The sequence below is a fragment of the Streptococcus ruminicola genome (assembly GCF_011387195.1).
In the GTDB taxonomy this organism is placed as follows: Bacteria; Bacillota; Bacilli; order Lactobacillales; family Streptococcaceae; genus Streptococcus; species Streptococcus ruminicola.
The window spans coordinates 1,809,485-1,821,782 of the sequence record NZ_CP046919.1 but is presented as its reverse complement, the minus strand read 5'-3'; the positions used below and the strand labels follow the sequence as shown (position 1 = coordinate 1,821,782).

The 12,298-nt window shown below is 36.0% G+C and carries 12 protein-coding genes; 10 read left to right on the top strand and 2 right to left on the bottom strand.

The annotated features are described in order from the left end of the window. The first annotated feature begins 91 nt into the window (after nucleotides 1-91). The 9 genes from GPZ88_RS09230 (at nucleotide 92) to GPZ88_RS09190 (ending at nucleotide 9,963) form a co-directional block, all read left to right on the top strand. On the top strand, nucleotides 92-958 hold the full coding sequence (locus GPZ88_RS09230) for a phosphate ABC transporter substrate-binding protein PstS (RefSeq protein WP_074563743.1): 867 nt from the start codon (nucleotides 92-94) through the stop codon (nucleotides 956-958). 9 nt (nucleotides 959-967) lie between these two features. Then, nucleotides 968-1,885 carry a phosphate ABC transporter permease subunit PstC gene (gene pstC, locus GPZ88_RS09225; RefSeq protein ID WP_039696856.1) on the top strand — a complete coding sequence of 306 codons (918 nt, stop codon included), beginning with the start codon at nucleotides 968-970 and terminating at the stop codon, nucleotides 1,883-1,885. Further along, nucleotides 1,875-2,762 carry a phosphate ABC transporter permease PstA gene (pstA, locus tag GPZ88_RS09220; protein ID WP_039696857.1) on the top strand — a complete coding sequence of 296 codons (888 nt, stop codon included), beginning with the start codon at nucleotides 1,875-1,877 and terminating at the stop codon, nucleotides 2,760-2,762. The genes pstC and pstA overlap by 11 nt, the downstream gene beginning before the upstream one ends. A 10-nt stretch (nucleotides 2,763-2,772) precedes the next feature. Then, entirely contained in the window at nucleotides 2,773-3,576 is an 804-nt protein-coding gene (gene pstB, locus GPZ88_RS09215) for a phosphate ABC transporter ATP-binding protein PstB (protein ID WP_166044200.1), read from the top strand. An 11-nt stretch (nucleotides 3,577-3,587) separates the two neighbouring features. Further along, nucleotides 3,588-4,346 (top strand): phosphate ABC transporter ATP-binding protein PstB, encoded by a 759-nt coding sequence (gene pstB, locus GPZ88_RS09210; protein WP_039696859.1) that lies wholly within the window; start codon nucleotides 3,588-3,590, stop codon nucleotides 4,344-4,346. Nucleotides 4,347-4,376: 30 nt separating this feature from the next. Further along, entirely contained in the window at nucleotides 4,377-5,030 is a 654-nt protein-coding gene (phoU, locus tag GPZ88_RS09205; protein WP_039696860.1) for a phosphate signaling complex protein PhoU, read from the top strand. 230 nt (nucleotides 5,031-5,260) lie between these two features. Next, nucleotides 5,261-7,804: a M1 family metallopeptidase gene (locus tag GPZ88_RS09200; protein WP_157629043.1), complete on the top strand. Its 2,544-nt coding sequence runs from the start codon at nucleotides 5,261-5,263 to the stop codon at nucleotides 7,802-7,804. Nucleotides 7,805-7,970: 166 nt separating this feature from the next. Continuing rightward, entirely contained in the window at nucleotides 7,971-8,645 is a 675-nt protein-coding gene (locus GPZ88_RS09195) for a response regulator transcription factor (RefSeq protein WP_074563738.1), read from the top strand. Continuing rightward, nucleotides 8,635-9,963 (top strand): sensor histidine kinase, encoded by a 1,329-nt coding sequence (locus GPZ88_RS09190; RefSeq protein ID WP_039696862.1) that lies wholly within the window; start codon nucleotides 8,635-8,637, stop codon nucleotides 9,961-9,963. Before GPZ88_RS09195 ends, GPZ88_RS09190 begins: the two co-directional genes overlap by 11 nt. Before the next feature lie 84 nt (nucleotides 9,964-10,047). On the opposite strand, the gene rpsT is transcribed toward GPZ88_RS09190, so the two are convergent. Then, the gene (gene rpsT / locus GPZ88_RS09185) at nucleotides 10,048-10,299 is read right to left on the bottom strand and encodes a 30S ribosomal protein S20 (protein WP_004231769.1); all 252 of its coding nucleotides are present in this window, start codon (nucleotides 10,297-10,299) and stop codon (nucleotides 10,048-10,050) included. A gap of 75 nt (nucleotides 10,300-10,374) precedes the next feature. Further along, the gene (gene coaA, locus GPZ88_RS09180) at nucleotides 10,375-11,295 is read right to left on the bottom strand and encodes a type I pantothenate kinase (protein WP_157629042.1); all 921 of its coding nucleotides are present in this window, start codon (nucleotides 11,293-11,295) and stop codon (nucleotides 10,375-10,377) included. 131 nt (nucleotides 11,296-11,426) lie between these two features. On the opposite strand from coaA, the gene GPZ88_RS09175 reads away from it, so the two are divergent. Then, nucleotides 11,427-12,020 carry a class I SAM-dependent methyltransferase gene (locus GPZ88_RS09175; RefSeq protein WP_157629041.1) on the top strand — a complete coding sequence of 198 codons (594 nt, stop codon included), beginning with the start codon at nucleotides 11,427-11,429 and terminating at the stop codon, nucleotides 12,018-12,020. Nucleotides 12,021-12,298: the final 278 nt, after the last annotated feature.

The window sequence follows — 12,298 nt, the reverse complement described above, 5'->3', positions numbered from 1 at the left end:
CTTTCAGTGATATGTTACTATTTGCATGTGAGGTGTTTGTAACACTTCATGTCAATTACTTTTTATTTTCAAAAAGAAGTAGGAATCGCAAATGAAAAAAATGAAAATTCTTAGCTTTTTATTGCTAGCTACCTCAGTAGCCTTTGTCTTATCTGGTTGTTCAAGCTGGATTGACAAGGGGCAGTCGATTACCAGCGTAGGATCGACAGCTTTGCAACCACTTGTTGAAGCTGCCGCTGATGAGTTCGGATCGACGAATATTGGTAAGACAGTCAATGTTCAAGGTGGTGGATCTGGTACAGGTCTTTCACAAGTTCAGTCAGGGGCTGTTCAAATAGGTAATAGCGATCTTTTCGCAGAAGAAAAAGAAGGTATCAATGCTGATAAGTTGGTGGATCACCAAGTAGCAGTAGCAGGTCTTGCGGTTATTGTTAACAAAAAAGTCGCTGTTAACAATTTAACCACTGAGCAATTACACCAAATCTTCACTGGTAAAATTACAAACTGGAAAGAAGTTGGTGGACCAGACTTAGCTATTTCTATTATTAACCGTGCAGCAAGTTCTGGGTCGCGTGCGACATTTGATAGCATCATCATGAAAGGTGATTCAGCTATTCAAAGTCAAGAACAAGACTCAAACGGTATGGTTAAGTCAATCGTATCGCAAACTCCAGGAGCTATTTCTTATCTTGCTTTTGCTTACGTTGATAGTTCTGTTAAGACAATTCGTCTAAACGGTTATAAACCAACAGTTGAAAATGTAACCAAAAATAATTGGCCACTTTGGTCATATGAACATATGTACACTAAAGGTAAACCAACTGGTTTGACTAAAGAATTTTTGGATTTCGTTATGAGTGATGAGATTCAAAAAGGTGTCGTTGAACATATGGGTTACATTTCAGTTAACGAAATGAAAGTTACCAAATCAGCTGATGGCACTGTTACAGCAAAATAAGGAGATACTATGAGAAATCAAGATCTTGAGAAACAGTTAACAACGCCTTCAAAAAATTCTCGCCTTGAGAAGTTCGGAAAAGGCATCACATTCTTTTGTTTAGTACTGATTGTTTTCATCGTGGCAATGATTTTAATCTTCGTTGCCCAAAAAGGATTATCAACTTTCTTCGTCGATGGTGTTAATCCGATCACATTCCTCTTTGGAAGTAAATGGGATCCAAGTTCAGGATCATTCGGAGCTCTTCCGATGATTTTGGGATCATTTATTGTAACTATTTTGTCTGCCTTGGTAGCAACTCCGATTGCTATTGGTGCGGCAGTCTTTATGACAGAAATTTCTCCAAAATATGGAGCCAAAATTCTTCAACCAGCTATTGAATTATTAACAGGTATTCCATCTGTTGTTTATGGATTCATTGGTTTGCAAGTTATCGTTCCATTTACACGTTCTATCTTTGGTGGAACTGGGTTCGGTATCTTATCTGGTGTCTGCGTTTTGTTTGTTATGATTTTACCAACGGTAACCTTCATGACAATCGATAGTTTAAAAGCAGTGCCAAGACATTATAAAGAAGCTAGTTTAGCGATGGGAGCCACTCGTTGGCAAACAATCTGGCGCGTTATTTTAAATGCTGCTAGACCTGGTATTTTTACCGCTGTTATTTTTGGTATGGCACGTGCCTTTGGTGAAGCCTTAGCTATCCAAATGGTTGTTGGTAACTCAGCCGTTGTTCCAACCTCTCTAACAACTCCAGCAGCAACCCTAACATCCGTTCTTACAATGGGAATCGGTAATACCGTTATGGGAACTGTTCAAAATAATGTTCTTTGGTCACTAGCGTTGGTTCTACTCATTATGAGTTTAGGATTCAACATGCTTGTTAAATTTATTACAAGAGAAAGAAAGAGAAACTATGCACGCTAAGAAATTTGATAAGTTAGCAACAGGAATTCTCTATACAATTGCTGGAATTATTGTTGCGATTTTGGCATCATTACTACTATATATCTTGGTAAATGGATTACCTCATGTTAACTGGTCATTCTTGACTGGTAAATCATCATCGTATGAAGCAGGTGGTGGTATTGGGATTCAATTGTATAACTCCCTCTTTCTTTTGGTAATCACATTGGTTATTTCTATCCCTTTATCAATGGGAGCAGGAATTTATTTGTCTGAATACGCGAAAAAAGGCCGCTTTACTAATTTCATCAGAACATGTATTGAAATTCTTTCATCTTTACCATCTGTTGTTGTCGGTTTGTTTGGTTATCTGATTTTCGTTGTTCAATTCCAATATGGATTCTCAATTATCTCAGGTGCCCTTGCACTTACTGTTTTCAACCTTCCTCAAATGACACGTAATGTTGAAGATGGTCTTCGTAATGTTCACCACACACAACGTGAAGCAGGTCTTGCGCTTGGTTTGTCACGTTGGGAAACAGTAGTTCATGTGGTCATTCCAGAAGCCCTTCCAAGTATTGTGACTGGTATCGTTCTTGCTTCAGGTCGTATTTTCGGTGAAGCAGCAGCGCTTATCTACACAGCTGGTCAATCAGCACCAGCTCTCGATTGGTCAAACTGGAATCCGCTAAGTATTACAAGTCCGATTTCAATTTTCCGTCAAGCCGAAACTTTGGCTGTTCACATTTGGAAAGTTAATAGTGAAGGAACGATTCCTGATGCGACTCAAGTATCGCAAGGAAGTGCTGCAGTTCTCTTGATTTTCATCTTAATTTTCAACCTCTCAGCACGTTATATCGGTAAAAAACTTCACGCCAAATTAACGTCAGCAAAATAAAGGAGAAGAGATGACAAAGTATAACTGGAATGAAAGACATATTATTACTTTTCCTGAAGAAAAATTAGCCCTAGCTACAAAAGATCTTCATGTTTACTATGGTCAAAAAGAAGCTATCAAGGGAATTGATATGCAGTTTGAAAAAAATAAAATCACTGCTCTTATCGGACCTTCAGGATGTGGTAAATCAACTTTTCTTCGTAGCCTAAATCGTATGAACGATACCATTGACATTGCGAAAGTCACTGGACAAATTTTGTACGAAGGTATTGATGTTAATGCCAAAAACATTAACGTTTACGAAATGCGTAAGCACATCGGAATGGTTTTCCAACGACCAAATCCATTTGCTAAATCAATTTATAAAAATATTACATTTGCCTACGAACGTGCAGGTATCAAAGATAAACAATTTTTAGATGAAATTGTAGAAACTTCTCTAAAACAAGCTGCTCTCTGGGATCAAGTAAAAGATGATTTGCACAAATCAGCCTTTACACTTTCAGGTGGTCAGCAACAACGTTTGTGTATTGCTCGTGCTATTGCAGTGAAACCAGATATTCTTTTAATGGACGAACCTGCATCAGCCCTTGACCCAGTTGCGACAATGCAACTGGAAGATACGATGTTTGACTTGAAAAAAGACTACACAATCATCATTGTTACTCATAACATGCAACAAGCTGCACGTGCTAGTGATTATACAGCCTTCTTCTATTTGGGGGATTTAATCGAATACGATAAAACCAATAATATTTTCCAAAATGCCAAATTGCAATCAACTAGCGATTATGTGTCAGGACACTTTGGTTAGAAAGGCAAGACATGACAGAACCTATTTTAAAAGTAAGAGACTTATCTGTTTACTATAATAAGAAAAAAGCGCTCAATAATGTCTCTATGGATTTCTATCCTAATGAAATCACAGCACTTATTGGTCCATCTGGTTCAGGAAAATCAACTCTTCTACGTTCAATTAACCGAATGGGAGATTTGAATCCAGAGGTGACTTTAACAGGCTCAATCGTTTATAATGGACATAACATTTATAGTCCACGAACAGATACGGTTGAACTTCGTAAAGAAATTGGAATGGTTTTCCAACAACCGAATCCATTTCCAATGTCGATCTATGAAAATGTTGTTTATGGCCTACGTCTAAAAGGAATTAAAGATAAGCAAGTTTTAGATGAAGCAGTTGAAAGTTCTTTGATTGGAGCTTCAATCTGGGATGAAGTAAAAGACCGTTTGCATGATTCAGCCCTTGGCTTGTCTGGTGGTCAGCAGCAACGTGTTTGTGTCGCGCGTGTTTTAGCGACAAGTCCAAAAATCATTTTGCTTGATGAACCAACATCGGCTCTTGATCCAATCTCAGCTGGTAAGGTCGAAGATACTCTTTATGGTTTGAAAGATAAATACACAATGCTTCTTGTAACACGTTCAATGCAACAAGCTTCACGTATTTCAGACCGTACAGGATTCTTCCTAGATGGTAAACTTATTGAATACGGAAAAACTCATGAAATGTTCATGAATCCTAAATGCAAAGAAACCGAAGATTATATCACTGGTAAATTTGGTTAGTTTTGGGAACACTCAAAAGGAGATGATATTATGTTAAGATCAAAATTTGATGATGAATTAGAAAAATTGCATAACCAATTCTACGCTATGGGTACTGAAGTGTTGTCACAAATTAACAAAACAGTTCGTGCTTTCATCAGCCATGACCGTGAATTGGCAAAAGAAGTTATTGAAGGTGATGAAATTGTCAATAACTTTGAAACAAAACTTGAAAAGAAATCTCTTGAGATTATTGCCCTTCAACAACCTGTATCACAAGATTTGCGTACAGTTATCACAGTTTTGAAAGCTTCAAGTGATGTTGAACGTATGGGTGACCATGCAGCCTCTATCGCAAAAGCAACTATTCGCGTTAAAGGTGAAGAACGTTTGCCAGAAGTAGAGGCAGAAATCAAAAAAATGGGTAAAGCTGTTCGCAACATGGTCGAAGAAGCGCTTGACGTTTACGTGACTGGTGATGAAGAACGCGCTTATGAAGTTGCTGCTTCTGATGAAGTGATTGATAACTATTTTAAAGAAATTCAAAACATGGCAGTTGAATCTATCCGCCAACAACCAGATACAGTGTTTGCGGGCAAAGAATACCTTCAGGTTATTACTTATTTAGAACGTATCGGTGACTATGCTCGTAACCTTTGTGAATGGGTTATTTACCTTAAAACAGGAAAAATCATTGAATTATAAACAAAAAGAAGGCTGCCACTAACAGGCAGCCTTCTTTTGTTCACAAGATTTTTAAAACTGACATATATCATATTTTGTGATATAATGATGAAGTTTGAAAGTATTGTGTGTCAATTCTGACATTTGCAAAAAATGAAAACAATACTTGGTACCAAACTTAAATTTTAAAAGATTAGGTGATATGGGGCAAACAATACGTTGGTCCTCATTCTACGTTTTAAAGGAGTTATATGAAAACTGTAGAACATTTTATTGAAAAGTTTGTTCCTGAAAATTATAATATTTTTCTTGATATTAACCGTCAAGCTAAAACTTTTTCAGGTAACGTTGCCATTAGTGGTGAAGCTTTAGATAATGTTATCTCATTCCACCAAAAAGATTTAACGGTTGCTTCTGTTTTGTTAGATAATCAAAATCTTGAGTTTAAGATTGATAACGACAATGAAGCTGTTCATGTTGAGTTGCCAGAAACAGGAACAATGACACTTGTTGTTGAGTTTTCAGGTAATATCACTGATAACATGACTGGTATTTACCCATCATATTACACTGTTGATGGTGTTAAAAAAGAAGTCATTTCAACTCAATTTGAAAGTCACTTTGCGCGTGAAGCATTCCCATGTATCGATGAGCCAGAAGCAAAAGCAACATTTGATTTGAGCATCAAATTTGACCAAACTGAAGGCGAAATCGTACTTTCAAACATGCCTGAAGTTGATGCTGAACGTCGTAAAGAAACTGGTCTTTGGACATTTGATACAACACCTCGCATGTCATCATACTTGCTAGCTTTTGCTCTTGGTGATTTGCAAGGTAAAACAGCTAAAACTAAAAATGGTACAGAAGTAGGAGTCTTCTCAACAAAAGCGCATGCTCTTAAAGCATTAGATTTCTCACTTGATATCGCTGTTCGTGTTATTGATTTTTATGAAGAGTACTTCGGTGTTAAATACCCAATTCCATTGTCATATCACGTTGCTCTTCCTGACTTCTCAGCGGGAGCTATGGAAAACTGGGGCTTGGTAACTTATCGTGAAGTTTATCTTCTTGTTGACGAGAACTCAACTGTTAAGAGCCGCCAAAGCGTTGCGCTTGTTGTTGCTCACGAATTAGCTCACCAATGGTTTGGTAACCTTGTTACAATGAAATGGTGGGATGATTTATGGTTGAATGAATCATTTGCTAACATGATGGAATATGTTTCTGTTGATGCTATTGAACCATCATGGAATATCTTTGAAGATTTCCAAACAGGTGGTCTTCCATTAGCTCTTAAACGCGATGCTACTGATGGTGTTCAATCAGTTCACGTTGAAGTCAAACACCCTGATGAAATCAATACTTTGTTTGATCCAGCTATCGTTTACGCCAAAGGTAGCCGCTTGATGCACATGCTTCGTCGTTGGTTAGGAGATGACGATTTCCGTGCAGGTCTTAAAATTTACTTTGAAAAACACCAATATAGCAATACAATCGGTCGTGACCTTTGGGATGCTTTATCAGAAGCATCAGGAAAAGATGTTGCTGCTTTCATGGATGCATGGTTAGAACAACCAGGATATCCAGTGGTTACTGCTGAAGTGGTTGATGATACACTCGTTCTTAGCCAAAAACAATTCTTCATCGGTGAAAGCGTTGATGAAAACCGTATTTGGCCAATTCCACTTAATAGTAATTGGAAAGGACTTCCAGATACTCTAACAGAAGCTCGTCTTGAAATTCCTAATTACAGCAAGCTTGCTGCTGAAAACGAAGGTGCTTTCCGTTTAAATACAGAAAATACAGCTCACTATATTACAAACTACAAAGGTGACTTGTTAAATACAGTTCTTGAACAATTGACTGAACTTGATACTGTTTCAAAACTTCAAGTTATCCAAGAACGTCGTTTACTTGCTGAAAGTGGTGAAATTTCTTACGCTGAGTTAGTTCCACTTTTGACAAAACTTTCTGATGAAACATCATACTTAGTAGCGGAAGCTATTTCTCAAGTTGTTGAAGGTTTGGATATCTTCTTAGAGGAAGGAAGTCAAGCACAAGCACAATTTAAAGCCTTGATTAGCCGTTTGATGCAAAAGAACTACGATCGTCTAGGATTTGAACCAAAAGCTGGTGAATCAGACGAAGATGAAATGGTTCGTCAAAACACTATTTCATTAATGTTGTATGCTGATAACGAAGATGCTGTCACAAAAGCGGAGGCTATTTTCCACCAACACAAAGACAATATCGAAGCGATTCCAGCCTCAATTCGTATGTCAGTTCTTGCTAACCAAATCAAACACGCTGAAACTGAAGAACTTGTATCTCTTTACCTTGACACTTACGTGAAAACTAATGATGGTAACTTCAAACGTCAATTAGCATCAGCATTGTCAAATACAAAAGAAAATGCAACAGTTGAACGTGTACTTTCTGAATTGAAGAACAAAGACGTTGTTAAACCTCAAGACTTAGCAATGAGCTGGTACCGACCATTCCTTGATAAACCATTCTCTCAAGGGGCATTTTGGACTTGGGCTCGTGAAAACTGGGATTGGATTAAAGCTGCACTTGGTGGCGACATGAGTTTTGATAAATTCGTTATCTACCCAGCTAACTCATTCAAGACAACTGAACGTCTTGAAGAATACAAAGCGTTCTTTGAACCACAATTAAATGATATGGCCATCAGTCGTAACATCACAATGGGTATCAAAGAAATCTCTGCTCGTCTTGATTTGATTAGCACAAGTAAAGTTGCTGTCGAAGAAGCTCTTGCAGCTGTAAAATAGTAGAAAATATAAAGGGCGTTTGAGTGAAAACTCAGACGCTTTTTGTGTTTTTAGGAAATCTTAAGCTGCTTACGATATGCTTTTGATAAACTGAAATTATTGTATTAAATACTTAGACTTAAGGGTTAAGTCATGATATAATAAGACGAATAAGGGAGCAAGATATATGATTAAGATTTTATTAGTAGAAGATGATTTGAGTTTGTCAAATTCAATCTTTGATTTTTTAGATGATTTTGCAGATGTTATGCAAGTCTTTGATGGTGAAGAAGGGCTTTATGAGGCAGAAAGTGGTGTTTATGACCTCATTTTGCTTGATCTGATGTTGCCAGAAAAAGATGGTTTCCAAGTTCTGAAAGAATTACGTGAACAAGGTATTACGACACCTGTCTTAATTATGACAGCCAAAGAAAGCCTTGATGATAAAGGACACGGTTTTGAACTTGGTGCTGATGATTATTTGACAAAACCATTTTATCTTGAAGAGTTGAAGATGCGTATTCAAGCGCTTTTGAAACGCTCTGGAAAATTCAATGATAATACTCTTTCTTACCACGAATTAACAGCTGATACATCAACTAACACAACAACTGTTAACGGTGAAAAAGTGGAGTTACTAGGTAAAGAATTTGATTTATTGGTTTATTTCTTGCAAAACCAAAATGTTATTTTGCCAAAATCACAAATTTTTGACCGTATTTGGGGATTTGATAGCGATACTACAATTTCAGTTGTTGAAGTTTATGTTTCTAAGATTCGCAAAAAATTAAAAGGAACAAATTTTGCTAAAAATCTACAAACACTTCGTAGTGTAGGGTATATTCTAAAAGATGCTGAATAACATACACAAAAAATTATCAACAGGAACGTTTTCTAATTTTTTCCATTTCTTCATTGTATTTACAGGAATTTTCATCATTATGACCACGATTATCTTGCAGATTATGCGTTATGGTCTATATTCTTCTGTAGATACCACTTTAAAAAATGCAGCTGACAACGCAAGTGATTACGTCACACGAACAATGGAGCGTAGTGATTCCTTACAATCTAATAATAGTTTTAGTAATTCTGGAAAAGGAAAACCCAGCTCAAATGTGGCAAGTTTAAGTAATGTCAGTGTGCTATTGTACGATACAAATGGAAAAATCGTAAATGCAATTGATGCGTTTGTCCAGTTTGGGACATTAGCATCTAGTGTTGATGAAGACACTATTGGTGAGATTAAAGACGAGAAAATGACAACTATCTTTGGTCAAACCGAAAAATACCATGTTTTAACGGTTAGAGTGTATAGTAGTGACTATCCAACGATTGAATACGCGACTTTCTTAATCAGTGTTAGTCAGCTTGATGAGGCAAACGAACGTTATGTAACCATAACTGTTTCAGTCATGATTATTTTCTGGATGATTTCAATTTTAGCAAGTATTTACTTGGCAAATTGGATGCGTAAACCAATTTTAGAAAGTTATGAAAAACAAAAGCGTTTTGTTGAAAATGCTAGTCACGAATTAAGAACGCCGTTAGCGGTGCTTCAAAACCGACTTGAAAGTCTTTTTAGACGACCGAATGCAACAATTCTTGATAACAGTGAAAGTATTGCAGCGAGTCTTGACGAAGTTCGTAATATGCGTATTTTAACAACCAATCTTTTGAACCTTGCTAGGCGAGATGATGGATTGAAAGTTGAATTAGAAGAAATCCAACCTTCAATCTTTAATGAAATTTTTGAGAATTACAACATGATTGCCGAAGAAAATGGTAAAACTTTTGTTGCTCATAATTCTGCGGATCGTCCGATAAAAACTGATCGCACCTTGCTTAAACAATTGATGACAATCTTGTTTGATAATGCGATTAAGTACACTGATGACGACGGTTTTATTGAATTTACAGTTAAAACAACAGAACGCCAGACTATTCTAACCGTCGCTGATAATGGGCCAGGTATTAGTGACGCTGATAAAGCGAAAATTTTTGATCGCTTTTATCGCGTTGATAAGGCAAGGACACGTCAAAAAGGTGGCTTTGGACTTGGTCTATCCTTAGCTAAACAAATTGTTGATGCCTTAAAAGGTGATATTCAAGTTAAGGATAATCATCCAAAAGGAACTATCTTTGAAGTTCGTTTTAACCGACATAATTTTGGTAAATAAAAAAGGATGCTTTAAGCATCCTTTTTAGTTTGTAAGAGTGTTCATTAGAAAAAGAAAAACTCCATTTGGAGTTTTCATTGGATATTATTTAGCCAATTTAGCAGCAAGACGTGCTTTATCGCGGCTAGCTTTGTTTTTGTGAATCAAACCTTTTGATTCAGCTTTATCGATGCTTGCAGAAGCAGCACGGAAAAGCTCTTCAGATGGGTTAGCTTCAAATGCTTTGATAGCAGAACGCATAGCTGATTTTTGTGCTGAATTTTTTTCGTTTTGTTTAACGTTAAGTTCAGCGCGTTTGATAGCTGATTTAATATTTGCCAATGTTTTCACCTCCAAATTAATCTAACTACATTATTATATAGAATTTATTGCGTTTTGGCAAGTCTTAATCACTGTTTCAGGAAAATTTACTTATTTTTTCAAGTAAATGTGATCGATTTTGTGATTATCAGTTTTGTGTAAAATTAATTCTGCCCGATTTCGAGTGGGTTCAATATATTTTTCTAGGTTTACAAGATTGACAGTTTTCCAAACCATTTTGGCAAACTCTAACGCGTCTTTGTGTGGCATTTTAACAAATCTATTATAGTAGTTTGTCTTGTCTGTCTTAGCAAGTTCTAGTAAGCTGTCAAAACGTTCTAGGTACCATTTTTCAATTAAATCATTTTCGGCATCGATATAAATAGAAAAATCAAAGTAACCTGTCATATAGATACGTTTGTTTTTTTGATTCTGAAAAACGTTGATACCTTCGACGATTAAGAAATCGGGTGCTTCGATAACTTGCTCTTGATCTGGTATGATGTCGTATACTTCGTGTGAGTAGACAGGAATGCGAGCTGTCATTCCATTTTTGACAGTATCAAGGAAGTTTAAAAGAAGTTCCATATTATAACTTTCAGGAAATCCTTTGCGATCTAAGATATTTTGCTCAATCAAGACCTTATTTGGGTAAATGAATCCGTCTGTCGTAACCATTTCAACTTTACTGTCTTTAAATGTACGAGAGAGTAGAAGTTGTAGGAGACGGCTTGTGGTTGATTTACCAACAGCTACAGAACCAGAGATTCCAATGATGAAAGGTCGCTTACTCGCTTCTTTTTTTAAGAAGATACTTTTGGAAAAAGATAAATTTTCTTGAGCGTTTTTGTAAATTTGAATCAAGCTAATTAATGGAAGGTAAACTTCGATAACATCTTGAATACTGATGTTATCATTTAAACTTTTAATTGATTCAAGTTCCTCTGCTGTAAGAAGAGGTTGAGTCTTTCGATGTAATTCCTGCCAAGTCTCGCGAGAAATAAGATCAAAATTAATAAATTCGTTAGTCATACGAAACTCCTTAAAGAGGTTATGTAATTTATTATAGCATTTTAAGCTTTAGTTGAAAACAGTTACAATACTTGATATGATAGAAGAGTATGATAAAATAGAAGTGCATTATAAGAGAAAGTGATAGAAGAATGACTAAAATGTATTATGCAGAAAATCCTGATAGTGCTCACGACATTCATGAATTAAAAGTTACCTTGCTTGGGCAATCGTTTACTTTTTTAACTGATTCAGGCGTTTTTTCTAAAAAAATGGTAGATTATGGGAGTCAAGTCCTTTTAAATACCCTAGATTTCGAAAAAGGAAAGACACTGTTAGATCTTGGTTGTGGGTATGGTCCTTTAGGAATTTCACTAGCAAAAGTTCAAGGTGTTAAACCAACTATGGTTGATATCAATAATCGTGCAATTGATTTAGCGAAACAAAATGCACAAAAAAATGGTGTCGAAGCTGATATTTTCCAATCAAATATCTACGAGAAAGTCAATGGAACATTTGATTATATCATCAGTAATCCGCCAATTCGTGCAGGAAAACAAGTTGTCCATACAATTATTTCTGAAAGTATTAACTATTTAAAAGTTGGTGGCAATTTGACAATTGTTATTCAGAAAAAACAAGGTGCACCAAGTGCAAAAGCCAAAATGGAAGAAGTTTTTGGAAATGTTGAGATTTTAAAACGCGATAAAGGCTATTATATTTTACGAAGTGAAAAAACAAAATAAGTGAATAAAAAATCTTTATTGAATTAGTTATTATTTCTAGTTCGATAAGGATTTTTTTGTTGAATTCCTTTAACGACAAGCTTTGTGACAAATGTCATAGAATAATTATGACATCGTAGTCACTTTTTAAAGAATAATTATTCACATAAAAATCATAAAATACACTAATGTAAAGCGATTACACAGCTAAAATACACTGATTTTATGGTCGTAAAAACTTGTTGTTTATAGTAAAATGATAGAAAAAGGTTCAGGAATACCGAATATGACATATGACA

Coding starts and splice junctions, on each gene's coding strand:
- coaA (WP_157629042.1), bottom strand. CDS start 11,295: ATGACTAACGAATTTATTAATTTTGATCTTATTTCTCGCGAGACTTGG.
- GPZ88_RS09190 (WP_039696862.1), top strand. CDS start 8,635: ATGCTGAATAACATACACAAAAAATTATCAACAGGAACGTTTTCTAAT.
- pstA (WP_039696857.1), top strand. CDS start 1,875: ATGCACGCTAAGAAATTTGATAAGTTAGCAACAGGAATTCTCTATACA.
- GPZ88_RS09200 (WP_157629043.1), top strand. CDS start 5,261: ATGAAAACTGTAGAACATTTTATTGAAAAGTTTGTTCCTGAAAATTAT.
- phoU (WP_039696860.1), top strand. CDS start 4,377: ATGTTAAGATCAAAATTTGATGATGAATTAGAAAAATTGCATAACCAA.
- pstB (WP_166044200.1), top strand. CDS start 2,773: ATGACAAAGTATAACTGGAATGAAAGACATATTATTACTTTTCCTGAA.
- pstB (WP_039696859.1), top strand. CDS start 3,588: ATGACAGAACCTATTTTAAAAGTAAGAGACTTATCTGTTTACTATAAT.
- GPZ88_RS09230 (WP_074563743.1), top strand. CDS start 92: ATGAAAAAAATGAAAATTCTTAGCTTTTTATTGCTAGCTACCTCAGTA.
- pstC (WP_039696856.1), top strand. CDS start 968: ATGAGAAATCAAGATCTTGAGAAACAGTTAACAACGCCTTCAAAAAAT.
- GPZ88_RS09195 (WP_074563738.1), top strand. CDS start 7,971: ATGATTAAGATTTTATTAGTAGAAGATGATTTGAGTTTGTCAAATTCA.
- GPZ88_RS09175 (WP_157629041.1), top strand. CDS start 11,427: ATGACTAAAATGTATTATGCAGAAAATCCTGATAGTGCTCACGACATT.